General features: G+C 64.6%; 18 protein-coding genes. 7 read left to right on the plus strand and 11 right to left on the minus strand.

Features of this window, described 5'->3' with window-relative positions:
* The first annotated feature begins 5 nt into the window (after positions 1 to 5).
* Entirely contained in the window at positions 6 to 3017 is a 3012-nt protein-coding gene (locus tag ACPFL9_RS08555; protein WP_426007023.1) for a bifunctional [glutamine synthetase] adenylyltransferase/[glutamine synthetase]-adenylyl-L-tyrosine phosphorylase, read from the plus strand.
* 10 nt (positions 3018 to 3027) lie between these two features.
* Here ACPFL9_RS08555 and ACPFL9_RS08560 read toward each other — a convergent pair whose 3' ends face one another.
* Positions 3028 to 4524, minus strand: coding sequence for an arylsulfatase (locus ACPFL9_RS08560; protein WP_426007025.1), 1497 nt, complete (start codon positions 4522 to 4524; stop codon positions 3028 to 3030).
* A gap of 115 nt (positions 4525 to 4639) precedes the next feature.
* On the opposite strand from ACPFL9_RS08560, the gene ACPFL9_RS08565 reads away from it, so the two are divergent.
* The 3 genes from ACPFL9_RS08565 (at position 4640) to ACPFL9_RS08575 (ending at position 6344) form a co-directional block, all read left to right on the plus strand.
* The gene (locus ACPFL9_RS08565; RefSeq protein WP_426007026.1) at positions 4640 to 5176 is read left to right on the plus strand and encodes a GNAT family N-acetyltransferase; all 537 of its coding nucleotides are present in this window, start codon (positions 4640 to 4642) and stop codon (positions 5174 to 5176) included.
* A gap of 32 nt (positions 5177 to 5208) precedes the next feature.
* The gene (locus tag ACPFL9_RS08570) at positions 5209 to 5424 is read left to right on the plus strand and encodes an AsnC family protein (RefSeq protein WP_426007028.1); all 216 of its coding nucleotides are present in this window, start codon (positions 5209 to 5211) and stop codon (positions 5422 to 5424) included.
* A gap of 566 nt (positions 5425 to 5990) precedes the next feature.
* Positions 5991 to 6344, plus strand: coding sequence for a hypothetical protein (locus ACPFL9_RS08575; RefSeq protein ID WP_426007030.1), 354 nt, complete (start codon positions 5991 to 5993; stop codon positions 6342 to 6344).
* A 137-nt stretch (positions 6345 to 6481) separates the two neighbouring features.
* Here the strand turns inward: ACPFL9_RS08575 and glnA are convergent, their stop codons facing one another.
* Complete coding sequence (glnA, locus tag ACPFL9_RS08580; protein ID WP_426007031.1) at positions 6482 to 7906, minus strand: type I glutamate--ammonia ligase; 1425 nt, start codon at positions 7904 to 7906, stop codon at positions 6482 to 6484.
* Between the two features lie 301 nt (positions 7907 to 8207).
* Here glnA and ACPFL9_RS08585 point away from each other — a divergent pair, with 301 nt between their 5' ends.
* On the plus strand, positions 8208 to 8645 hold the full coding sequence (locus tag ACPFL9_RS08585) for an RDD family protein (protein ID WP_426007033.1): 438 nt from the start codon (positions 8208 to 8210) through the stop codon (positions 8643 to 8645).
* A 106-nt stretch (positions 8646 to 8751) separates the two neighbouring features.
* Here the strand turns inward: ACPFL9_RS08585 and ACPFL9_RS08590 are convergent, their stop codons facing one another.
* From ACPFL9_RS08590 to lipB, 3 genes are all read right to left on the minus strand, one after another.
* Positions 8752 to 9513, minus strand: coding sequence for a DUF4191 domain-containing protein (locus ACPFL9_RS08590; RefSeq protein WP_426007035.1), 762 nt, complete (start codon positions 9511 to 9513; stop codon positions 8752 to 8754).
* 90 nt (positions 9514 to 9603) lie between these two features.
* Positions 9604 to 10611, minus strand: a complete 1008-nt coding sequence (gene lipA / locus ACPFL9_RS08595) for a lipoyl synthase (RefSeq protein WP_426007037.1) — start codon at positions 10609 to 10611, stop codon at positions 9604 to 9606.
* Positions 10608 to 11276 carry a lipoyl(octanoyl) transferase LipB gene (lipB, locus tag ACPFL9_RS08600; RefSeq protein WP_426007039.1) on the minus strand — a complete coding sequence of 223 codons (669 nt, stop codon included), beginning with the start codon at positions 11274 to 11276 and terminating at the stop codon, positions 10608 to 10610. The genes lipA and lipB overlap by 4 nt, the downstream gene beginning before the upstream one ends.
* A gap of 150 nt (positions 11277 to 11426) precedes the next feature.
* On the opposite strand from lipB, the gene ACPFL9_RS08605 reads away from it, so the two are divergent.
* Positions 11427 to 13076, plus strand: a complete 1650-nt coding sequence (locus tag ACPFL9_RS08605) for a serine/threonine protein kinase (protein ID WP_426007041.1) — start codon at positions 11427 to 11429, stop codon at positions 13074 to 13076.
* Here ACPFL9_RS08605 and ACPFL9_RS08610 read toward each other — a convergent pair.
* The gene (locus ACPFL9_RS08610; protein ID WP_426007043.1) at positions 13073 to 13960 is read right to left on the minus strand and encodes a TIGR01777 family oxidoreductase; all 888 of its coding nucleotides are present in this window, start codon (positions 13958 to 13960) and stop codon (positions 13073 to 13075) included. The genes ACPFL9_RS08605 and ACPFL9_RS08610 overlap by 4 nt on opposite strands.
* Positions 13961 to 14045: 85 nt before the next feature.
* Between ACPFL9_RS08610 and ACPFL9_RS08615 the strand changes: the two genes are divergently transcribed.
* Positions 14046 to 17555 carry a S41 family peptidase gene (locus ACPFL9_RS08615; RefSeq protein ID WP_426007045.1) on the plus strand — a complete coding sequence of 1170 codons (3510 nt, stop codon included), beginning with the start codon at positions 14046 to 14048 and terminating at the stop codon, positions 17553 to 17555.
* A 72-nt stretch (positions 17556 to 17627) separates the two neighbouring features.
* Here the strand turns inward: ACPFL9_RS08615 and ACPFL9_RS08620 are convergent, their stop codons facing one another.
* The 5 genes from ACPFL9_RS08620 to ACPFL9_RS08640 form a co-directional block, all read right to left on the minus strand.
* Positions 17628 to 18056 (minus strand): OsmC family protein, encoded by a 429-nt coding sequence (locus ACPFL9_RS08620; protein WP_426007047.1) that lies wholly within the window; start codon positions 18054 to 18056, stop codon positions 17628 to 17630.
* Positions 18057 to 18197: 141 nt separating this feature from the next.
* A complete protein-coding gene (locus tag ACPFL9_RS08625; RefSeq protein WP_426007049.1) occupies positions 18198 to 18551 on the minus strand; it encodes a hypothetical protein in 354 nt (117 codons plus the stop codon).
* A 122-nt stretch (positions 18552 to 18673) separates the two neighbouring features.
* Positions 18674 to 20443, minus strand: coding sequence for a 2-oxoglutarate dehydrogenase, E2 component, dihydrolipoamide succinyltransferase (gene sucB, locus ACPFL9_RS08630; RefSeq protein ID WP_426007051.1), 1770 nt, complete (start codon positions 20441 to 20443; stop codon positions 18674 to 18676).
* A 114-nt stretch (positions 20444 to 20557) separates the two neighbouring features.
* Positions 20558 to 21940, minus strand: coding sequence for a dihydrolipoyl dehydrogenase (gene lpdA, locus ACPFL9_RS08635; RefSeq protein WP_426007053.1), 1383 nt, complete (start codon positions 21938 to 21940; stop codon positions 20558 to 20560).
* 286 nt (positions 21941 to 22226) lie between these two features.
* Entirely contained in the window at positions 22227 to 23747 is a 1521-nt protein-coding gene (locus ACPFL9_RS08640; RefSeq protein ID WP_426007055.1) for a leucyl aminopeptidase, read from the minus strand.
* Positions 23748 to 23797: the final 50 nt, after the last annotated feature.

A 23797-nucleotide genomic window follows, 5' to 3' on the forward strand; every position in this document is an offset into this window, starting at 1 on the left:
CATCAGTGAGCCTGGCACGTCGGCTCATCGCGGCCGGTTTCAGCGACCTTGAAAAGGCCGAACGCTTCCTCGCTGCCCGCGAACTGGACGGCATGGACCAGGAGGCGCTTTTCGCGGGCCTGTCACTGGCCGCCAGTCCCGACACCGCCCTGCAGTCGCTGGTCCGGCTGATCGAGAAAAAACCCGGGCTCGCGGCGCTGGCTGGTGCCGACCTGGATTCCAGTGAGCCGCTGTACCGGCTCCTCGGTGCATCAGAGGCGCTGGGGGAGTTCCTCATCCGCCGGCCCGAACATCTGGATGTGTTCGATGCCAAGGTCAGTCCGGAGCCGTTGCCGGCCTCCAGCGAGGAACTCCGCGCGTCCTTGCTGCGTTCGGTGAAGGCCGAACCCGGGGCTCAGCGTCCAGTGGCCGGGCTGACCGGAGCTCCGGCCTATGCCGCACTCCGGACAGCGTACAGGCGGGGCCTGACGCAACTGGCCATCAAGGACCTCTGTGCCGCATCGCCGCAGGATTTCATGCCTTCCGTGGGCGCGGAACTCGCGGACCTCGCCGGTGCAGCGATCGAGGCTGCCCTGGCCGTATCCCGGGCTGAAGCGGCAGCGCAGTTCGAAGCATCGGAGGTTGCCGCCGTCGGGCTTGCCGTCATTGGCATGGGCAAGTGCGGCGCCCGCGAGCTGAACTATATTTCCGACGTCGACGTCATTTACGTGATTGAAGCCGAAGACCTCGACGATGCACGCGCGGCAACCATCGGCACCGCGCTGGCCTCGGGCATCTCGAGGGCCATCTCATCCCCGGCGCCGGAGCCGGGGCTGTGGGAAGTCGACGCGAACCTCCGCCCGGAAGGCAAGTCGGGACCCTTGGTTCGGACCCTCGCCTCGCACTTGAGCTACTACGACCGCTGGGCTGACAGCTGGGAGTTCCAGGCGCTCCTCAAAGCGCGGACCATTGCGGGGGATCGGGAGCTGGGCTCCCGGTACGGGAAAGCCGTGGAGCCGTTGGTGTGGGCCTCGGCCGGACGTGACGGTTTTGTGGAATCGGTCCAGGCAATGCGCCGCCGGGTCACCGAACATATTCCCGCGGCCGAGGAGCAGCGGCAGATCAAACTTGGCAGGGGCGGCCTGCGGGACGTCGAATTCACCGTCCAGTTGCTGCAGTTGGTCCACGGCAAGTCCGACGAGTCGCTGCGGTGCCGCGACACGACATCCGCGATCGCTGCGCTGTCAGCCGGCGGTTACATCGGGCGAACCGACGCGGCAGCTTTCGACGGCGCCTACCGGTACCTCAGGTTGCTGGAGCACCGCATCCAGTTGTTCCAGCTGCGCAGGACCCACCTCATGCCGGAGTCGGAAGATGCCCAGCGGTTCCTGGCCAAAGCAGTCCTGGGGCCTTTTTCGCTGGAGCGTCCAACGCCGGACCAACTGATCGGCACCTGGCAGAAAACCAAGCGGTCCGTGCGGGAGCTCCATGAGCGCATCTTCTACCGGCCGCTGCTGAACACTGCCGCCAAGCTGAGCAGCGAGGACGCGAGGTTGAGCCCCGAGGCCGCCCAGGGGCGCCTTGCGGCGCTGGGCTACCTCGACCCCCAGGGCGCCATGCGGCACATCGAGGCGTTGACGGCCGGCGTGAGCAGGCGTGCTGCGCTCCAACGGCAGTTGCTGCCGATCCTCCTTGGCTGGCTGGCTGAGGGTGTTGATCCCGACGCCGGACTGCTCGCCTTCCGCCGTGTCAGCGAAGCCCTGGGCACGACGCACTGGTATCTGGGCATGCTCCGGGATTCGCAGGCTGCCGCTGAACGGTTGTGCCAGGTGTTATCCAATTCCAGGCTGATCTCGGACCTGCTGGAGGTTTCCCCCGAATCGGTGGCCTGGCTGGGCAGCGACAAGGACCTGGTGCCCATCGGTTTTACGGCCCAGTGGCAGGAAATCCAGTCCAAGCTGTCGCGTCACCCGGATCCGGAAAGCGCCATGCGGCTCATCCGTCTGATCCGGCGGCGCGAGATCCTCAGGACAGCCATTGCGGACAGCGCCGGCCTGCTCGACCAGGAAGCTGTTGGCCTGGCGCTGGCGGAGGCCGATCGTGCGGCTGTTCTCGGTGCCCTCCATGTGGCTGAGGGGATCGCCGCGCAGTCCGGTCCCTTGAAAACGGACGTCCTGGTGGTGGCCATGGGCCGCCAGGGTGGCCGGGAGATCGGGTACGGATCGGACGCCGATGTCATGTACGTGCACCAGGCCAGGGAGGGCTTCAGCGACGCGGAGGCCCAGGAACAGGCTGCGGCCATCGTCGCCAAGGTGTCCAGCCTCCTGACCCAGCCCCTGAAGCCAGCGATCATGGCCGAGCGGGTGCTCATGGTGGACGCAGACCTGCGGCCTGAGGGCAAGAACGGTGCCATGGTCCGTTCCCTGGAGTCCTACGCTGAGTACTACCGCCGGTGGTCCTTGATCTGGGAAGCCCAGGCCCTGCTTCGGGCCCGGCCCATGGCGGGCTCGGATGAACTGGCGGCCGGCTTCCTGGAACTGATTGACCCGATCCGCTATCCCCGGGACCTGTCACCACAGGATGTCCGGGAAATCCGGCGCATCAAGGCGCGCGTTGAATCCGAGCGGTTGCCGCGGGGTGCGGACCCGGCCAGGCACGTAAAGCTTGGTCGTGGTGGCTTGAGTGATGTCGAATGGCTCGTCCAGTTGCTGCAGCTGCAGCATGCGGACAAGCACCCGGAACTGCGGACAACGTCCACGCTGGAGGCGCTGGCGGCTGCCGAAGAGCTTGGCTTTCTGGACAGGAACGACGCCGGCCTGCTGCGTCAGGCGTGGCGGCTCGCCAGCCGCGTCCGGTCGGCCAACGTCATTGCGACGGGGCGCGCATCGGACGTCCTGCCGTCCTCGCGGAAGGACCTCGAGGCGGTAGCGCGCTGGTGCGGTTACCCGCCCGGCGCGGCGGGCCGGTTCGAGGAGGACTACCTGCGCCTCAGCCGCCATGCCCGCGCCGTCTTCGAACGTCGGTTCTACGACGCCTGAGCCGCGGCGTTCAGGCGTCGGCGGCTGCGCTGGCGTTGGCCTTGAGGGTGGCGCGGGTATGCCGCAGCATGGTCACCACCGGCCTGCCTGCGGTGAGCCTGCCGTCCACCACGAAGCCCTCCTCCCTGTCCCGGAGGACCTCCACCATGCGCTGCCTCCAGCGGTCCATGTCAACGGCGTGGGATGCTTGCCCGGCGAGGTTGTTGCATTCCCGGGGGTCGTCGTCGAGGTTGAACAGTTCTTCCGTGCCACGGCCGGAACCCCAGATATATTTATGGTGCCCATCGGTCAGCCAGTGGAGGTTCTGGCCCCAGTACACGTGCTCGCCATGGAGGTATTCGCGGACCGGCCCGGTGCTGGTGCCCCGGACGATCGGGGCGAGTGACTTACCGTCCACGGTTTCCGGGATGGGCAGGCCGGCCAGATCGAGGAGCGTGGGCATGATGTCGCGCAACTCAGCCACGTGGTCCACCACGGCACCGCGGACTGAACCGCGCCTGGACGCTGCATCGGCAATGATGAACGGCACCCTGGCCGAACCTTCATACGGAACTGCTTTCCGGAACATGTGGTGGTCGCCCATCATCTCCCCGTGGTCGCTGGTGAAGGCGAACACCGTGTCCTCATGAAGCCCGTAGTCGGCCAGTGCCTCCTTGATCCTGTTGACCTGCAGGTCTATCTGGGCCATCAGACCGTAGTATCCGGCCCGGGCGCGGTGGACCACCCTGTCCGGAATCATTCCGTGGCTCGCCTGATAATCGCCATCCTGCCGGAATTCATTCCAATGATGTTCCCAATTGCCTTCCACCGGTTTGTAGTCCGGGATGCCGAGGTACTGGTCGAAAGCCCACGACGGTGGATCGTAGGGTGGGTGCGGTCGGTGGAAGGAGAGGTAGAGGAAGAAGGGCTTCACGGGGTCCCGGCGCTGCATCCATTCGATGGCCTGCGTCCCGATCCAATGGCTCGGGTGCAGGTGCTCGGGCTTGTCCCATGGCCTGGCCACCAGGGAATTGCAGTTGATGCCGTGGTCGAAGTATTCGGCGTCCGGGCCCGTGCCATGTTGGCGCCTCAGCCACGGAACGTAGTCATCGAACATGGCGAAATGTTGTCTGTGCGTTTGCCTGGCATGGTGCAGGTAGCCGTCGTGGAGGATGACGTCATCGAATCCGAGCCGGGACCGTTCAGGCCATACGTGCATCTTGCCGATGGCCTGGGTGTGGTACCCGGCTTTCCTGAACTCGCCCTGGACGGTGACGGGATGGGCCACGTGGAAGGGAACGCCGTCCTGGTACCCGACCCTGCCATGCCGCTCCTGGGACTGGCCGGTGAAGAGGGCTGCCCTGGCAGGTACGCATGAGGGCGTGGCCGAGTAGCCCTTCGTAAAGCGGACGCCGTTCCTGGCCAGGTCGTCCAAATGCGGAGTCTCCACAGAGGGGTGGCCGGCAGCCGAAAGGCAGTCACCCCGCCACTCGTCGACGCAGATCAAAATAACGTTAGGCTGGGGCATCGGGTGGTTCCTCGGGTTGTAGGGAACTTTGGTCCATACCCTACTGTCAGGAGAGCTCGTCGTGCGTGATTATGACGCAAACAGTGGTTTTTCACGCGTTCAGGATCATACTCATGTGTGGCTGATTCCCCTGAAGCTCCTTGATGACGACGCCCGGGCGGTGCAGTTGGGAACTGTCGCAGGCATGGCGATAGCTGCGGCACAGCAGGAATTCGTCGGAGAGCCGCTGCGGATGATGATGGCCGGGCTGGAGGATGCCAGCCGGTACCCCTACGTCATTGAGGCCAACGGGAAAGGGGCAGGAGTGATGACCCTCCAGGCCGGTGCCGCATCACTGGCCGGCTGGGATGACGATGATTCCGCCTGGCTGCTCCGCGGCTTCCTCATCGACTCCCGGCTGCAAGGCAAGGGGATAGGAACGCTCGCAGCCGTGGCGGCAGTTGAGGAAGCGCGAAAGCTGACGGCGCGGCAGGGTGGCGGCCAGGCCGGCGTCGTACTTTCCGTCAACGAGCGCAATCCTGCCGCCCAGGCCGCTTACCGGAAGGCCGGATTTGTGGACACGGGTCGGTATCTGGGAGGGAAGGCAGGTCCGCAGCGGACCATGTTCAAGGCATTTGAGGGGCTTCCGGCACGAAGCGTCAACAATGGTTGACCCTCGAAAAAGGGTCAACTAGCGTTGACCCCATGGAGGTGGGTCGTATGAAGACGCTCGTAGGGTCAATGGACGGAATGGGGCCGGCTGAGGCGTTGTACGCCGTAGCGGAACTGCAAAAGGAGGTAGGCCGGGCGGAAGCTTCGCTGGTTCGCGCAGCGAGGCAGGCAGGACTCTCCTGGGAAGCCATCGCAGTGTGTCTGGGCGTAAGCAAGCAGGCGGTGCATAAGAAATACGGGAAGCAGTAGGGCGACGCCGGCCGGGTCTGTTCCCCCGGGTGCCCGCGGGCTTACTATTCTCCCGTGACAATCAGGCTCGACCCGGAAGGCGCGGCCTTCTCAGACGCAGGCTGCTTTCGCTGTGCCCAGGCCGGGCCGCACTGGAGTTCCCGTCATGGACGGGGTGACATTTTTGCGTGCCGCCGCTGCTTCGCTACATTCCCTGACACCGTTGCCGATCCCTCCGGCGCAGCTCCCGCGTCGCCGTTCGTGCCTCTTGAGACGGCCGTTCCCTTGGGGAAAACCAAGTAGTCCCGCGGCTGGCCCCAGCGAAAAACGAGTACACATTACTCGTGTGTGTGATATGGACCACTGGGCACCATGGTCGGTATGACAGCCTATGTAGTTGAACCAGCCGCACTGATCCATCGCTGCCAGTGCTGTGGGGAGGAAACGGAGCAGGTGTTCTGCGCCGACTGCTCTTCCCTTGGCCGGCAGGAAGCAGTCCCCGTCACGGAACACTGACCCGCTCAACGAATCCATAAGTCTCCTTATAGACTCATTGTGTAGTTGTTCTCGATGAGAAGGGGAAGTTCATGGAATACAACGGAAGTCCGTCCGAAAAAGCCATTCCGGCCGGAGAGTTGGACCGGCGCCATGTAGGCCAGACGGTGAGCTTTCAGCCCAACGACTTCACCGTGGTCTTCGGTACGATCGCGGGTATCGCGCGGACCGAGGCGCTGGTGTACCTGTCGTTGGACGGGGTTTCCGGCGGTACCCATCTGAAGGACGAGTACGACCTGACGGTCGACCACGACGTATACCTGCAACTCGACCCGCTCAGCAGCGCGGAAAAGGGCCTGGCGGACGCGGCCAAGGCTGTCCGGGAGAAGCTGGACGAGTTTGGCAGGAATATCCGGGACCGCGATCAGGCCAAGGACCAGGAGTAGCGGGTTCGCAGTCCTGCGGGAGTCCACCACAGCATGAACGAAAGGGCCGGGTTCCAGGTAACACCTGGAACCCGGCCCTTGTCTGTGCCGTTCAGCGTTTGCAGGTCCCCGTCAGACGGGCACCCGACCCGCGGATGCTAGACGCCGTAGTAGAGCTCGAACTCGTAGGGGTTCGGACGCAGCGACAGCGGCAGGATCTCGTTCTCGTACTTGTACTCGATCCAGGTGTCGATCAGGTCCTGGGTGAAGACGCCGCCGGCCTGCAGGAACTCGTTGTCCTCACGCAGGGCTTCGAGTGCTTCTTCCAGCGAACCCGGAGCCTTGGGGATGTCCTTGGCTTCCTCGGCCGGGAGCTCGTAGAGGTCCTTGTCGATCGGAGCCGGCGGTTCAATGCGGTTGCGGATACCGTCGATACCGGCCATCAGCTGGGCTGCGAAGGCGAGGTAGGGGTTGGACGAGGGGTCCGGTGCGCGGAACTCGATGCGCTTGGCCTTCGGGTTGGAACCGGTGATCGGGATACGGATACCGGCGGAGCGGTTACCCTGCGAGTAGACCATGTTGACCGGAGCTTCAAAACCCTTGACCAGGCGGCGGTACGAGTTGACCGTCGGGTTGGTGAAGGCCAGGACTGCCGAAGCGTGCTTCAGCAGGCCGCCGATGTACCAGCGGGCGGTGTCGGAGAGGCCAGCGTAGCCCTTCTCGTCGTAGAACAGGGGGTCGCCGTTGTTCCAGAGCGACTGGTGGCAGTGCATGCCGGAGCCGTTGTCGCCGAAGACGGGCTTGGGCATGAAGGTGACCGACTTGCCCCAGGCGTCAGCGGTGTTCTTGATGACGTACTTGAACTTCTGGAGGTCGTCAGCAGCTGCGGTCAGCGTGGTGAACTTGTAGTTGATTTCAGCCTGGCCGGCGGAACCGACTTCGTGGTGGGAGCGCTCAACCTCAAGGCCGGCCTTGTCCAGCTCGACACACATGGCGTCACGGAGGTCGGCCTGCTTGTCCGTGGGGGACACCGGGAAGTAGCCACCCTTGACCGGGGTCTTGTAGCCGAGGTTGCCGCCCTCTTCCTTGCGGCCGGTGTTCCAGTGTGCTTCCTCGGAGTCGATCTTGTAGAAGCTGCCCTGCGGGGAGGACTCGTACTGGATGTTGTCGAAGACGAAGAATTCGGCTTCGGGAGCGAAGAATGCGGTGTCTGCGATGCCCGTGGAGGCCAGGTAGGCCTCTGCCTTCTCGGCTACGCCGCGGGGGTCGCGGTGGTACGGGTCGCCCGTGCGCGGGTTCACGATGGAGAAGTTCAGGGCCAGCGTCTTCTCGATGCGGAAGGTGTCGATGAAGGCGGAGGTGACATCCGGGATGAGCTGCATGTCGGATTCGGCGATGCCCTGGAAACCGCGGATGGAAGAGCCGTCGAAGAGCTGACCGTGCACGAAGAAGTCGAGGTCCACGCTCTTGGCCGGCACGTTGAAGTGCTGCTGGACGCCCGGAAGGTCGGTGAAGCGGATATCGACGAATTTGACGTCTTCGTCTTTGATGAACTGGAGGACTTCGTCCGCAGTCTTGAACATCTATGCTCCTTATGCATATCAAGTAACAGGCCCGGTAGGCCGCATGGGTCAGCCCAAGCCAAGGCCCGGAGACGCAAAAATCTCCCCTTGCCGCAGTGGCTGGCAACTCCTACCACCTTAGGGAGACGGCATTTCCCGGGAGTGTCAGTATTGTTTCGGGCAGGTTACAGAATCATCTGTTGTGTAAACGGTAGTTGGCTTGTTGGTGTCAGGTCCATGTGGGTCCACAGGCCGATCAACGCTGGACACGTCCCGTCCGCCGGACGAGGGCAGGCGGGGCAACAACCGCTAGGCTTAATGGGTGGTTGATCGCAAAGACATAGGCTCCTGGTTGAGCGGGCCGGACACGTCCGGCATTTCCAAGTATCCCGGCGAACGCCTTGGCCTGCCCGAGTCCGGACCGGGGTCCATGGCGCGGGCAGGGCGGCGGATCCTGGGCATCGTCATCGACTGGACCATTGCCCTGGTCATCAGCAATTTCGCGTTCGGCGGCAACCAATGGGCCACCCTCGCGGTTTTCGCCGCGGAACAGATCCTGCTTATCGGGACCCTCGGCTACAGCATCGGCCACAGGATTGCGGGCATCCACGTGGTGCGTCTCGGCGGCGGCCCGGCGGGTCCGTTGGCCGCGGTCGTCCGCACGTTGCTGTTATGCCTGGTCATACCGGCCGTCGTCTTCGATCCCGACCAGAGGGGCCTCCACGACAAAGCCATGAACACCATCCTGATCCGCCTCTGAAACCCGCCCAAGAGCGTGCAGCAGGAACGCGCGGCACGCAAAAATGCCTCCTATGCTCTGACGAAGAGCAAAGGAGGCATTTTCCTTTGGTACAGGAAGTCCGTGGTCAGCGTCCGCGTGCCGCCTTGCGGTCCGGACGTGCCTTGTAGGGATCGATGCCCTTGGGGATCGGGAGGCGGTTCCCCAGCGAGTTGATGCGCTTGGAAACGGCGTTGACCTCCACCTTGGTGAGCTCCTTCTTGAGCTTGCCCATGGTCCTTGCCAGTTGGTTCAGGGGAATCTGGCCCTCACCGCGGCCGGACTGCAGGACGTGGACCGTTACGTTGGGGAGGATGCGTGCCAAACGCTTCCGCTCGCCGTCAACCAGGCCCTTGACGCGGTGGGACGGACCTTCGGTAACCAGGACGACGCCGGGACGGCCGATGGCCATGAAGACTGCATCCTGGGTGCGCGGGTTGACTGCCACCGGCTGGTCCTGCGTGATCCAACCGCGGCGGAGCGTGCCCAAAGCAGCGCCGGAGGCGCCGGGTTGGTTTTCGATTTGGGCGAAGGCCGCTTTCTCTGCCCGGCGGGACAGGATGAAGACGGCGGCCAGGAGGCCCAGCGGAATACCGATGATCAAGCCGGTGACCCAGTTCTCCAGCAGGAAACCGATCAGGAACGCCACAGCGACCACGGCCAGGAATGCCAGCACCATGATCCACACAACCTGGGGATCATTCCGCCGCGTCATCTTGAAGACTTCAGCGATCTGCTTCAGCTGGCTCGGCTTCTTGGCCTTGGCTTCCTTGGGCTTGCGTTGGAACAGCCCACGCTTGGGAGCGTCGGCAGAAGGTGTCGAATTGCTGGAATCAGGGGATTTCGCCATAGTGCCTTAATTCTACGTGATGTATGTCGAAGGACCGGACGCCATGACGGCGGCATCCGGTCCTTCTGCGCTGCTGGTTTGTTCCGTGGCCTAGCTGTGGGCGGCGAGGATGGTGGAGGCTTCCTGGCGGGTGGTGCCGGAGGACTCGATGTGGGCCAGGGCTTCGGGGATGGCCCAGCCCTTTTTGCGCATCGCGGTGGCCCAGAGCCGGCCGGCGCGGTAGGAGGAACGCACCAGCGGACCGGACATGACGCCGAGGAAGCCGATCTCCTCGGCCTCGTGCTGGAGGTCCACGAATTCCTGGGGCTTGACCCACCGGTCCACGGGCAGGTGCCGTTCGGACGGGCGCAGGTACTGGGTGATCGTGATCAGGTCACACCCGGCGGCGTGCAGGTCCCGCAGGGCTTCGGAGATTTCCTCGCGGGTTTCGCCCATGCCCAGGATCAGGTTGGACTTGGTCACCATGCCCAGGTCCCGGCCCTGCGTGATGACATCCAGGGAGCGTTCGTAGCGGAACGCGGGCCGGATGCGCTTGAAAATACGGGGCACGGTCTCCACGTTGTGGGCGAACACCTCGGGCTTGGAGTCGCAGATCGCGGCGATGTGTTCGGGTTTGCCGGAGAAGTCCGGGATCAGCAGCTCCACCCCGGTGCCGGGGTTCAGTTCATGGATCTTGCGGACCGTTTCGGCATACAGCCACACGCCCTCGTCCTCGAGGTCGTCACGGGCCACCCCGGTCACGGTCGCATAGCGCAGCTGCATGGCCTGCACGGACCGGGCCACCTTGGTGGGTTCGAACCGGTCCAGCGGGGAGGGCTTGCCGGTATCGATCTGGCAGAAATCACAGCGCCGGGTGCACTCGGACCCGCCGATCAGGAACGTCGCTTCCTTGTCTTCCCAGCACTCGAAAATGTTCGGGCACCCGGCCTCCTCACAGACCGTGTGCAGGCCTTCCTTCTTCACCAGGTTCTTCAACCCGACAAACTCCGGCCCCATCTGGACCTTCGCCTTGATCCACTCCGGCTTACGCTCAACAGGGACCGCAGCGTTACGCTGCTCGATACGCAGCAACTTACGACCTTCAGGTGCCAGGGTCACTGGAGTGCTCCTTCCGGGGCGGAAACAAGTGCTTCTTCGTGCTTGCGGAACTCTTCCACGAAGCGGTCAACAATGTCGGCGGGATTGATGGTCCGGCCGGTCTCCAGTGTCATGGTGGTGACACTGGCATCTGTGATGCCGCAGGCAATGATCTGGGCGTAGGGTGCAAGGTCATTGCTGCAGTTGATGGCGACTCCATGCATGGTGACGCCGTCCAGGACCCGGATGCCGATGGCGGCGATCTTCCGGTCCGGTCCTTTGTCGTCAGCAAGCACCCAGACGCCGGCCCGGCCCTTGACGCTGACGGCCTTGATTCCGTAGTCGGCCATGACGGCGATCATGGTCGCTTCGAGGCGCTCGACGTAGTCGCGGATTCCTGCACGGTTTTTGAGTTTCAGGATCGGGTACGCGATCAATTGGCCTGGTCCGTGCCAGGTCAGCTTGCCGCCGCGGTCAACCGGCACTACCGGTGTGCCGTCGAAGGGGCGCTCGTGGTCTTCCGTCAACTTGCCTGCTGTGTACACCGGGGAGTGTTCGAGAAGGAGTACGGTGCTGTTCCTTGCGCCTGCAACAACCTCGTTGTGGATTTCGCGCTGCAGGTCCCAGCCCTGCACATAATCAACGAACTCCGGGGCGAGACCCACTTGTGAAAACTCAAGAGTCATGGGTTCAAGCTTAGACCCCGCTGGACAGGTCCCATGCTTTTGTGGTGAACCTCTCAGTCGCATCCCGCTCCGTACGTGCGCGGTGGGGCGGGTCAGCATGGCCTGTGGATAACTTCTGCAGGATTCCACGGCATCCGGTAGACCTTGGATATGGCAAGTCAGGACAATTCCCGTGAACCGGTTCCGTGCATCCCTGGTTTCTCCCTGTCGCGAAAACTCGGCCAAGGGGGATCATCGGCGGTGTGGCTTGCCGTCCGGGACTCCGACCAAGCACGCTTCGCCGTCAAGTGCCTGCTGGAGGAGCGCTCCACGGTGCCGCCGGATGCGGGGTACCGGGCCGAGGCGGCGGCCCTGCGTGAGTTCGGGATCATGTCGTTGGTGCAGCACGACCATCTGCTCAAAGTCCACGGCCTGGTGCAGCAGGAGGTGGATGAAACGGAAAAGCCCGTCCTCCTCATGGACTATGCCGCGGGAGGTTCCGTTGCTGGGCTGGTGCAGTCCCGCGGAAGCCTTCGGGTCGGTGAAACTGTCACGATCCTGACGCCCATGGCCCAGGTTCTTGAGTACCTCCATGGCCAGGGAACGGTGCATGGGGATGTCTCACCCGGAAATATCCTGTTCACTGCCGAGGGCAAGCCGCTTCTTGGCGACCTCGGAATTGCGGCCATGGTGGGCGACGCTCCAACGTCGCAGGCCGTGGGAACGCCTGGCTTTGCGGACTCCACCGTTACCGAACCGGAAGAGCAGGGCTTCCTGCGTCCTTCGCGGGATATTCATGCACTGGCAGCCGTGGGCTGGTTTTGCCTCACAGGTTCACCTCCGGAAGGACCGGAGGTCCGGCCGCCGCTGTCCCTGCTGGTTCCGGAAGTTCCGCGCGGTCTGGTGACCGTCCTTGAGGCGGGCCTGGACCCGGACCCGGCGGTCCGTCCCAGCGCCCGTGAATTCACGACGGCGGTCTACCGCAGTGCCGCTGCCGAGCCGGTGGACCTGGTTGGCTCGGTCCATCCGTCCGTCATCCCGGAATTGTTGACGCAGCGGAACCCGGAGGGCCGTGTGCGCCGGCCTGCCCGGGTCATCCTGGCCCTGCGTCGCGTGAATCGGTGGCGCCGCCCCTCCTATGCCGATCCGGTTGGGCGCAGCAAGCCAAAGTCCATGCCGGCCCGTGCTTCCCGTGGCCCCGCTGGTCGCAGGGCGGACCGAAGACGAGGGGTGCGTCCGGCCGGTTTGGGCTTGGCGCTGGTGGTGGGCGCGTTGCTGGTGGCGGCCCTGACCAGCGTCTCCGTGGCCATCTGGGCAGTCGGTCAGGAGAGGCCGCGAGCTGTGCAGACATCGTCTGCGACATCAACTCACGGGATCCACCACGACGGCGGAAGCCCGGGTGCGGTGCCGCCGGACGTGTTGGAGGCCCTCGCTTCCAACGACCCCGTGGTGGCGGTCCGGGCGCTGTCGGCGGTGCGCGACACAGCCCTGCGCGAGCAGAATCACGGGTTGCTCTCGACAGTGAACGCCCAGGGCTCTCCGGCAGAAGCAGCAGACGGCATCCTGGCAGCACAGTTGGCGGCGGAGGATCTTCGGCTCACCGGCCTGAGGACGGAACTTGGAGAGGTAAGGCTGGTGGAGGCGGTCGGCAGCGGCCGGATGGTGGTGGGCCTGAGGGCAACGGTCTCCGCTTATGGGGAGCAGGCCGGCTGGAACAGCGTGGTGCAGGAGAGGCCTCAAGGATCACCCCAGGACCTGCGGCTCGTCCTGGTGAAGGATGGGGAACGGTGGAAGATTTTCCAGATCCTCGGCCCGGCCTAGGAAGCCAGCCAGTCCATTGCATCCTCAAGTCGGGGGTGCTGCCAGTTGAAGCCTGCCGCTGCGAGCCTGGCCGGTTCCATCGGTTGGTCGGCGAGGACCAGCTCATCTGCGAGCCCGCCGAGGACCAGGCGCAGGGCCGGTCGCGGGACCCGGAGGAAAGCCGGCCGGTGGAATGCCGTGGCCAGCCGGGCGACGATCGCATTGACGTCGGCCCGTTCAGGAGCGCACACGTTGACTGGCCCTTCGAGCCGGGAGTTGATGAGGAAGGCCAGTGCGGAAGCTTGGTCGGGCAGCGTAATCCACGGCCAGATCTGGCGTCCATGTCCAAAAGGGCCGCCCAGTCCCAGTTTGAGCAGGGGAAGAAGCGGGCCAAGTGCCCCGCCCGAGGTGCTCAGCACCACTCCGGTCCGGGGGTTCAGCACCCTGACGCTCGAAGGGGCTGAGCGGGCCGCGTTTTCCCACTCGATGCACAGCCTGGCAAGGACTCCTGTTCCGGGGCCCGAGTCTTCGCGGAGGACACCGTTCCGGGAGGCGCCGTAGTAGCCCGACGCGGACTGGCTGACGAACGTGAGTTCCGGCGACCCAAGCCGGTGCATTGCGGAAGTGAGCGTGCGCGTGGCTTGAAGCCGGGAATCCCGCAGGACGCTGAGCCGGTGCCTGGTCCAGGGCCGGTCCCCGATGCCTGCTCCGGAAAGGTTAACCACGGCGTCCGCGGTGGCCAGTACGGCTTCGTCCAGCCTGCCTTCAGCCGGGTCCCAGCTGTGTTCGGAGGTGTTCCTGGCAGGCCGTCGGACCAGCCTGACCACCTCGTCTCCACGCCGGGCCAGTACATCAGCCAGGGCGGTTCCGATCATTCCTGAAGCTCCGGCCATCACTATTCGCATGACCCATCTCACCATGTCCGGCGCAGGTGGCGGAAACACCATGCCGGCGCAGTTTCCCGCCGGGGGTCTTGACTATGATCGAACAATGACCTCCTCCAGCTACCTCCGCTTCCCGCATGTGCACGGTGAACTGGTCACGTTCGTGGCCGAAGACGACGTCTGGATTGCACCCGTTTCAGGCGGGCGCGCCTGGCGGGTCTCCTCCCAGCAGCTCCCGGCCAGGAATCCGCGTTTCACGCCGGACGGCCAACGGCTTGTATGGACGGTTGTCTGTGGTACCTCCCCGGAGGTCGTGACGGCAGGCATCGAAGGTGGCGGCTACAGGCAGCTGAGCTACTTTGGCCACAGCACCACGCGTGTCAAGGGGTTTACACCCGCCGGAAACGTCCTGGTCACCAGTGCTTTCCAGCAGGCGGAGAGCCGCCACACGCACGCCTACAGCCTCCCTCTCGACGGTGGCTCAGCCGTCGAACTTCCTTTCGGCCCCGTCGAGGCCGTGGCTTTCGGCCCCGAAGTCGGCGATGAGCGGCCTGTTGTCCTGGCGAGCGTCCTCTCCCGGGAACCCGCGTGGTGGAAGCGGTACAGGGGAGGAACCGCCGGCAAGTTGTGGATCGACTCGGACGGCAACGGCGAGTTCGAGCGCCTCGTGCCGGAAATCGACGGTAACCTGACAGACCCCCTATGGATCCAAGGCAGGATCGCTTTCCTTTCGGACCACGAAGGCTACGGCAACCTGTACTCGGTGCTTCCCGACGGAACCGGGTTGCGGCGCCACACCGATCATGAGGACTTCTACGTCCGGCACGCCAGCACTGACGGGAAGCGGGTCGTGTTCGAGTCGGCGGGTGAGCTGTGGCTCCTGCCTTCCCTCGATGCCGATGCGCAGCCCACCAAGTTGGACATTACGCTGGGCTCGGCGTCGCCCGCCCGCCGCCCCGCACCGCTGAAGGTTTCCGCCCACCTGGGCGACGTCGTTCCCAACTTGGCCGGCACAGCCAGTGCCATCGAATCGCATGGGACGGTCCACTGGCTCCGCCATAAAGACGGGCCATCCCGGATCGTGGAGGCGACTCCCGGGGTCCGTGCGCGGCTTCCCCGCCCGGTGGGGGACGGCCGGATCGCCTATGTGGCGGACCACGGGGGAGCGGAAGCCCTCTACATCAAACGGATTGCCGCCAGGCTGGCTCCGGCTCCGCTGCCCGCGGTCGATGCGCCACAAACGGCCGATGCACCGGGTTCTGACGAGGACAGTGCAGTCCTGCCCAAACCCGTGTCCGTGTCCAACGTGGTGGGACCCGGCGCCGCGGCCCACCAAGCTGTTCCCGCCGCTTCGTCGGACGCAGCCGGTGACCAAGCGGCCGGGGAGCAGCCGTCTCCGGACACCGCGGGGGCAGGCGTTGCTGTGGCCATGCCTGCCGCCCCCGACCAGGACACTGCAGAGCTCCGCATCGGGTTCCCTGCTCCTACCCGCACCAGCGCGCTGGAAGCCAGCCCGGATGGGCGTTGGCTCGCCGTAGGAACCACGTTTGGCGACGTGTTCGTGGCGGACACAGCCTCCGGAGAGTTGACCCGGCTGGTCAGCATCGGTGAGGGCAGCGTCGACCAGCTGTCGTGGTCGGGTGACTCCCAGTGGCTGGTCTGGTCCGAGCCGGTGACGTCCTTTGGTTCCCGCAGCAAGCTACGCCTCGCCCGGCCGGCGGATCCCGCGGACGGCATCGTTGATGTCACGGACGGACGTTTCTGCGACGAGTCGCCCCGGTTCACCCCCGACGGAAAATTCCTGGCGTTCCTGTCCAACCGGAGCTTCGATCCCGTCTATGACGGGCACTCCTTCGATCTTTCCTTTCCCAGCCCCATCAAGCCCTATCTTGTTGCCCTTGCCGCGGATACTCCGTCTCCGTTCGGCCCGGCCGTGGACAGCCTCGAGGGCGCTTCGGCGGCAGGGGAGTCGACCGACGACAGCGATGCTCCGGTGGTGCGGGTGGACGCGGACGGCCTGGCCCACAGGGTCATCAGCGTTCCCGTTCCGCAGGGCAACTACTCCGACCTGACGGCGGTGGACGGTGCGCTCCTGTGGCTTGACACTGAACTCTCCGGTGTCACCGGAGAGGGTAAAGGAAGCCTGCAGGACAAAAAGACGGCCCCCGCACTGATGCGGTACGACCTCGCCAAGCGCAAAGAGTCGACGCTGGTCAAGGCAGCCGAAAGCTACCGGCTGTCCGGTGACGGCAAACGGGTTGTCTATGTCCTGGATAAGCAGGTCACGTCGGTGCCATCGGACAGCAAGGTGGACGAGGAATCCGGCGACTTGGTCACGGTGGATCTGAACCGGGTCCGGGTCATGCTCGACCCCGTGTCGACCTGGGGCCAGGCCTTTGATGAGGCGTGGGGCCTGCAGCGGGACTTCTTCTGGGCCTCGGACATGGCGGGCCTGGACTGGGATTCCATCCATAAGCGCTACCGCCCCGTGGTGGACCGGCTGGGCTCGCATGATGACCTGGTGGATCTGTTGTGGGAGCTCCACGGTGAACTGGGGACCTCGCATGCCTATGTACGGCCCGCACCGGACAAGGAACCCGGACGGAATGGTCAGGGCCGGCTTGGTGCCGAACTCCAGTGGGGTGGCCAGGGGTGGGAGATCACCCGGATCCTCGCCGGCGAATCCTCGGATCCGCAGGCAACGTCGCCCCTGACCCGTCCGGGTGCGGACGCAAAGGTGGGCGATGTCCTGTTGGCGATTGACGGCGTCGAACTTTCCGCGGAACTCACGCCGGCCATGCAGCTGGTGGATGCCGCGGGCCGGACCGTTGAATTGACGCTCCTGAACGGCGAAGCCCACGGCAGCTCTGCCGGCGTCCAGCGGCGGGTGGCGGTGATTCCGATCCGGGACGAGGAGAGGCTGCGCTACCAGGACTGGGTGCGGGGCAACCGGCGGACCGTCCGGGAAGCTTCCGGCGGCAGCTTTGGCTACCTCCACATTCCCGACATGATGGCTAATGGCTGGGCGCAACTGCATCGCGACCTCGATACCGAGACAGCCCTGGACGGACTGATCGTCGATGTCCGCCGCAACCGCGGCGGCCATACCTCCCAGCTGGTCGCTGAACTCATCGGCCGGAAGGTGACCGGATGGAGCATGCCGCGCGGGGAGAAACCGCGCACCTATCCGCATCACGCACCGCGTGGACCGGTGGTTATCCTGGCCGATGAATTCGCCGGTTCCGATGGCGACATCATTACGCAGGTGTCCAAATTGCGGGGTATCGGTCCGGTCATTGGCACCCGGACGTGGGGCGGCGTGGTCGGCATCGACAACCGGTTTGCCCTGGCCGACGGTACGGGAGTGACGCAGCCGCGGTATGCAACATGGTTCAGCGGAGGTATCGGTTGGGACGTGGAAAACAGGGGCGTGGAACCTGACATCGAGGTCCTCTTTCCGCCGCATGCTTACGCTGCCGGTACCGACCCCCAGTTGGAATACGGCATTGGAGCGCTGAAGGAAATGATCCAGGAACTTCCTACAGACCGGCCGCCGCTGCGTGAGGGCTACAGGAAAGTCCGGCCGTCTGCGCTTCCCGCCAGGCCGCAAAGCTGATCCCAGGCATGGAAAAGGCCCCTCGTTCTCCCCGGCATTGGGGGAGAACGAGGGGCCTTTCGCAACTGTCCGCTACGCGTTAAGCGTGGCGTCCAGGGTGATCTCGATGCTGGCCAAGGCGCCGGAGACGGGGCAGCCGGTCTTGGCTTCTTCGGAGATGCGGCGGAATTCGTCCTCGGAGATGCCCGGGATCGTCGCGGACATGGTCAGGTGGCTGCTGGTGATGCCGGTGCCGGGCACGAACGTCACGTCTGCCTTGGTCTGGACCTCTTCAGGCGTGTAGCCGGCCTGCGCCAGGGCGTGGCTGAATGCCATGGAGAAGCATGCTGAATGGGCTGCGGCAATGAGCTCTTCCGGGCTCGTCTTTCCGCCGGCCTGCTCCGTGCGGGCCTTCCAGGTGACATCGAAGGTGCCAAGGCCTGAGCTGTCCAGCGTGGTGTTGCCGGAACCTTCCATGAGGTTCCCGTTCCAAACCGTGTGTGCGGTACGTGTTGCTGCCATGTCCACTCCTTTGGGTCGTCATTTGTCGGCACCTGCCACCGGCAGGTGCCACCGGGTTCCATCCTAGGGAGTTGCCTCCCGCACCGCACGGCCATTCCGTTGTCGGTGGATTATGACCCCGGATCAGCGGCTGTTGAGGCCCTAGTTCCAGATCGTCGCGATGGCGATGTTGATCAACGCGAGGCCACCCACACCGTGGGCCAGCCCGGTGGAAACGGGCTCGCCGTTCTTCACCTTGCGTGAACCGATGACGGCCAGGACGGCCACGGCAACACCGATGGCGAACTTGATGCCGAGCTTGAAGTAGTTGGGGTCTGCGTCGGGAAGCATGGGAATGACACCCATCATGGCGATGCCCGTCAGGAGTTGGAGGAAGGCGCCGTCACGTTGCCGCGGGTGGATCGTGGGCTCCTTGAGGGTGGCGATCCAGTAGCCGACAATCATGGCCGCGCCGACGATGTGCAGGAACACCAGGATGCTGAAGAGAATACTCATGGCCCCAGCTTATCCAGTTGGTTCTACGTCCTGTAGCAAAGCCACGCGCCTGGCGGGCAAGACAAAGGGCAGGCGACCGGAATTCCCGGTTCGCCTGCCCTTCGAAGGACTGCTGGTAATCCTTAGAGGCCGAGGTCGGCTTCGAAGGCACCCTCCTCAAGGCGGGCCTTGAGGGTCTGCAGGAAGCGGCCTGCGTCTGCGCCGTCCACCAAGCGGTGATCGTACGTGAGGGACAGGTACATCATGGAGCGGATGGCGATCGAATCGTCACCGTTTTCGTCAGCTACCACAACGGCGCGCTTGACGATTGCACCGGTTCCCAGGATGCCCACCTGCGGCTGGTTGATGATCGGAGTGTCGAACAGGGCACCAACGGAGCCGATGTTGGTGATGCTGAACGTACCGCCGGAGAGTTCGTCCGGACCGATCTTGCCGTCACGGGTACGGCCTGCGACGTCGGCGATCTTGCTGGCGAGACCGGCGAGGTTCAAGTTGCCGGCGTCGGAGATGACCGGAACCAGGAGGCCCTTGTCGGTGTCCACGGCAATCGCCAGGTGCTCAGCGTTGTGGTACGTGATTTCCTGCTTGGACTCGTCGTAGGCGGCGTTCAGCTTGGGGTGCTGCTTGAGGGCTTCAGCAACGGCCTTGGCGATGAACGGCAGGAACGTCAGCTTGACGCCGTTCTGTGCCTGGAAGTTGTTCTTGGCCTTGAGGCGAAGCTTGGCAATCTTGGTCATGTCCACTTCGTGCACCTGCGTGAGCTGCGTGGAGACCTCAAGCGACTCGCGCATGCGGCGGGCAATGACCTGACGGATGCGCGGCGCCTTTTCCGTAGTTCCGCGGAGCGACGAAGCAACAACCGGAGCTGCAGCCTTCGGAGCCGCGGCAGCGGCAGGTGCTGCTGCCGGAGCTGCGGCTGCCTGCTTGGCCTCGGCAGCGGCCAGGACGTCCTGCTTGCGGATGCGGCCGCCAACGCCGGTGCCGGAAACGGATGCGATGTCAACACCATGCTGGTTGGCCAGCTTGCGGACCAGGGGAGTGACATAGCCGGACTCGGCAGAACCGCCGGCCTCAGCGGCCGGAGCGGGTGCTGCTGCGGGTGCGGGTGCTGCTGCGGGTGCGGGTGCTGCTGCGGGCGCAGCTGCGGGTGCGGGGGCAGCGGCAGGAGCTGCGGCGGGTGCCGGTGCTTCGGCGGCGGGTGCCTCGGCTGCGGGAGCCTCCTCGGCAGGCGCGGCCTGCGCCGGAGCTGCAGCAGGCGCAGCGGCTCCGGAACCGATGATGGCCAGAACGGAGCCGACCTCAGCTGTCTCGTCCTCGTTGACGCGGATTTCCTGCAGGGTTCCGGCTACGGGGGAGGGGATTTCGGTGTCGACCTTGTCGGTGGAGACCTCAAGCAGCGGTTCGTCTACCTCTACGGTGTCCCCCACTGCCTTCAGCCAGCGGGTCACGGTGCCTTCGGTGACGCTTTCGCCAAGGGCCGGAAGGGTGACCTCGTGGCCTTCTCCGCCCGAAGCGGTCTCTCCACTGGAGGCAGCAGGTGCTTCGGCCTGGGGAGCCGGTGCCTCGGCAGGAGCTTCCTGGGCAGGAGCTGCTTCCTGTGCGGGAGCTTCGGCAGCAGGTGCGGGTGCTTCTTCGGCAGCGCCGGCTGAGCCGGAGCCATCACCGATGCGTACCAGGGGAGCGCCAACCTCGGCCGTCTCGTCCTCAGCGACGAGGATTTCTTCGATGACGCCTGCGACCGGAGAGGGGATTTCAGTGTCTACTTTGTCGGTTGAAACCTCGAGCAACGGCTCGTCGATCTCCACCCGGTCACCAACCTGCTTGAGCCAGCGGGTGACAGTTCCTTCGGTGACACTCTCACCGAGGGCGGGCAAGTTAACGGATTCAGACATGTCGTCCCCGTTCTCCTTATTGATCTTTGATGCGGATGAATTCTGCTGGTCCGGGCCGGGTGCAGCCGGCAGATTCCGCCGCATGCACCCGACCCGTGTGACTTGGGTGAAGACTTAGCCGTGGAGCGGCTTGCCCGCGAGGGCGAGGTGGGCTTCGCCCAGGGATTCGTTCTGGGTGGGGTGTGCGTGGACCAGCTGGGCCACGTCCTCCGGGTAGGCTTCCCAGTTCACGATCAGCTGGGCTTCGCCGATCTGCTCACCCATGCGGGAGCCGATCATGTGGATGCCGACGACCGGGCCGTCCTTCTGGCGCACCAGCTTGACGATGCCGCCGGTGCCCAGGATGGAGCTCTTGCCGTTTCCGGCCAGGTTGTATTCCTGCGTCTGGACCTGGTCGTCGCCGAACTTTTCCTTGGCGGCCTTCTCCGTGTACCCGACCGTGGCGATCTCAGGCTCGCAGTAGGTGACCTTGGGGATGTTGATGTCCTCGACAATGGCCGGGTTCAGGCCGGCGATTTCCTCGGCGACGAAGATGCCCTGCTGGTAGCCGCGGTGTGCAAGCTGCACGCCCGGGACGATGTCGCCTACGGCGTAGATGTTGCCGACGCCCGTGTGGAGGCGTTCGTTGGTGATGACGAAGCCGCGGTCGATGGTGAGCCCGGCTTCTTCGTAGCCGAGGTTTGCCGTGACGGGGCCACGGCCCACTGCGACGAGCAGGAGGTCAGCTTCAAAGGTCTGGCCGTCAACGAGGGTGACCTTGACGCCGTTGTCGTCCTGCTCCACACCCTGGAAGAAGATGCCGGTGCTGAACTTGATGCCGCGCTTCTTGAAGGCGCGCTCAAGGTTCTTGACGATGGAGGCGTCCTCGTTGGGAACGAGGGACGGGAGGCCTTCGATGATGGTCACGTCCACACCGAAGGACTTCCAGACGGAGGCGAATTCGACACCGATGACGCCGCCGCCCAGGACAATGGCGCTCTTGGGGATGTAGTCCATGGTCAGGGCCTGGTCCGAGGTGATGACCTTGCCGCCGATTTCCAGGCCAGGGAGCGAACGCGAGTAGGAACCGGTGGCGAGGACGATGTTCTTGCCCGTGTAGGCGGTTCCGTTGACGACGACCGTGTTGGTGCCCTGGAGCTTGCCTTCGCCTTCGATCACGGTGATGCCCTTGGACTTGATGAGTCCCTGCAGGCCCTTGAACTTACCGGCAATGATGCCGTCCTTGTACGCGTTCACAGCCGACATGTCGATGCTGTCCAGCGTGACGTTAACGCCGTACTTGGCGGAATCGCGGGCGTGGTCCGCCAGCTCCGCCGAGTGCAGGAGGGCCTTGGTGGGGATACAGCCGTTGTGCAGGCAGGTTCCGCCGAGCTTGGCCTTCTCAACAAGGCCAACGGTGAACCCAAGCTGTACGGCCCGCAAGGCCGTGGCGTAGCCGCCGCTGCCGCCACCGAGTACCAGGATGTCGAATTCTTGCGCAGTTGCCTGATCGGCCACTTAAACGCTCCCTCGCGTGAATGATGACACGATCCTGCGTGTCATCGGGTCTTTGGAACTTGCTCTGCCGTGATTATGCCAGCCGGTAAGTTCTCTTGCATTTGTGACTATCGAGTTCACCTTAGCGAACCACCTACCCATGCTCCACCCTCGCGCGGCGTTTGTGGAGCGCTTGTGTCGAGACTCACGTTCACTTGTGACACAGGGCTACCTTCCGCATAATTCCGGGGTTGCGGGGGCCTTTGGCCAGGTTGCCCGAAGGCCCCCGCAGCATGGGATGACCGCACTACGAAGCAGAGGCCAACAGGTCCTCCGCGTACGCCACCAGGGTCCGCACAGTGCAGCCGGTGCCCTGCTTGGGGGTGTAGCCGTAGGGGCTGCCGTTGTTGAACGACGGACCCGCAATGTCGATGTGAGCCCAGGGAATTTGTTCCCCGGTGCCATCCTTGCCTACGAACTCGCGCAGGAAGACGGCGGCCGTCATCATGCCGCCATTGCGTTCGCCGATGTTGGCGATGTCCGCCACCTGCGAGTCCAGGCTTGGGCGCAGTTCTTCCGGAAGGGGCATGGGCCAGAGAAGTTCACCGGCCCGGTCCGCGGCGGTTTTCAGGGCGGCAGTGACGGAGTCCGAGCCCATGACACCGGCTGTGCGCAGGCCCAGGGCGATAAGCTGCGCCCCGGTCAGAGTCGCCACGTCGATGATGGCGTCAGGCTTTTCCAGGCTGGCGGCCACGATGCCGTCGGCCATGACCAGGCGGCCCTCAGCGTCGGTGTTGAGGACTTCCACGGTTTTGCCCCCATAAATGGTCAGGACATCGGCGGGCCGCTGGGCGGCACCTGAAGGCATGTTTTCTGCAATGCACAGCCAGGCGGTTGCCTTGATGGGCAGGTTCAGTGAGGCGATGGCCAGGACAGTGTTAAGAACGACGGCGGCGCCGGCCATATCGCTCTTCATGTCACCCATGCCAAGGGCCGGTTTGATGGAAATGCCACCGGTGTCGAACGTGATCCCCTTGCCCACCAAGGCGATCTTCTGCGTTGCCTTTGCGGGCGCATATTCCACCTTGACCAGCCGCGGCTGCCGCGTGGAACCCTTGCCAACCCCGAGGATGCCGCCGAAGCCTTCCTTTTCCAGTCGCTTTTCGTCCCACACCGTGATCTTGACGGGCAGGCCCTTGGAGAGTTCCTTGGCGGACTCTGCAAAGGACTCCGGGAAAAGGTGGCTCGGAGGCTGGTTGACGAGTGTCCGGGTGGCGTTCACCGCGCGGGCCAGGACGATGGCCCGGTCCAGGCCCGGCTGGGCAGCCTTGGGATCGACGTCCGTGGAGATCAGGACCTTGCCGACAGGTGCCTTCAGGCCGTCCTTGCTTGAGCGGTGTTCCGTGTAGGAATAGGCCCCCAGGGCGGCGCCCTCGGCGACAGCGGCGACCTCGGCGACGGTCGCCGTCGGGAGCGCAAGAGTTACTGACGGGATGCCGGCGAGTTGCCGCACTGCCGAGCCGGCCGCGCGGCGCAGGGCCTCGCCGGTCAGGCTTCCGTCCTGCAGCTTGCCCGTTCCGGCCAGCACCAGCACTCCTGAGCCGGTCTCGGGCAGGCCGGGAAGGCGGTGGACCTGGTCCGGGGCGCCGGTGATTCCCAGGAGCTTGAGCGAGGCGGCCAGCGATTCGGCGGCCTTGGCGCTCAGCGGGTTGGGAAGGAGTTCCGGCCCGTTCGTGCCCTGGGCAACGCCAAGCACCAAGGCGTCGCTGGGGGACTTTTTCAGGTCCTTGGCGATAAGGCCGAGGATGATGTCAGTAGTCTTGACCACGAGGATGTTTCCTCACTTCTCTCTGCATTGCATGGCGGAACCGCATGTTT

This window comes from Paenarthrobacter sp. NyZ202, assembly GCF_049860755.1.
GTDB lineage: Bacteria > Actinomycetota > Actinomycetes > Actinomycetales > Micrococcaceae > Arthrobacter.

Excerpts from the sequence above, each read along its gene's own strand:
- ACPFL9_RS08625 (WP_426007049.1), bottom strand. The coding sequence starts at position 18,551 with ATGAGTATTCTCTTCAGCATCCTGGTGTTCCTGCACATCGTCGGCGCG.
- ACPFL9_RS08560 (WP_426007025.1), bottom strand. The coding sequence starts at position 4,524 with ATGCCCCAGCCTAACGTTATTTTGATCTGCGTCGACGAGTGGCGGGGT.
- ACPFL9_RS08575 (WP_426007030.1), top strand. The coding sequence starts at position 5,991 with ATGGAATACAACGGAAGTCCGTCCGAAAAAGCCATTCCGGCCGGAGAG.
- lipB (WP_426007039.1), bottom strand. The coding sequence starts at position 11,276 with ATGACTCTTGAGTTTTCACAAGTGGGTCTCGCCCCGGAGTTCGTTGAT.
- ACPFL9_RS08605 (WP_426007041.1), top strand. The coding sequence starts at position 11,427 with ATGGCAAGTCAGGACAATTCCCGTGAACCGGTTCCGTGCATCCCTGGT.
- ACPFL9_RS08615 (WP_426007045.1), top strand. The coding sequence starts at position 14,046 with ATGACCTCCTCCAGCTACCTCCGCTTCCCGCATGTGCACGGTGAACTG.
- ACPFL9_RS08590 (WP_426007035.1), bottom strand. The coding sequence starts at position 9,513 with ATGGCGAAATCCCCTGATTCCAGCAATTCGACACCTTCTGCCGACGCT.
- ACPFL9_RS08610 (WP_426007043.1), bottom strand. The coding sequence starts at position 13,960 with ATGCGAATAGTGATGGCCGGAGCTTCAGGAATGATCGGAACCGCCCTG.
- glnA (WP_426007031.1), bottom strand. The coding sequence starts at position 7,906 with ATGTTCAAGACTGCGGACGAAGTCCTCCAGTTCATCAAAGACGAAGAC.
- sucB (WP_426007051.1), bottom strand. The coding sequence starts at position 20,443 with ATGTCTGAATCCGTTAACTTGCCCGCCCTCGGTGAGAGTGTCACCGAA.
- ACPFL9_RS08570 (WP_426007028.1), top strand. The coding sequence starts at position 5,209 with ATGGAGGTGGGTCGTATGAAGACGCTCGTAGGGTCAATGGACGGAATG.
- ACPFL9_RS08620 (WP_426007047.1), bottom strand. The coding sequence starts at position 18,056 with ATGGCAGCAACACGTACCGCACACACGGTTTGGAACGGGAACCTCATG.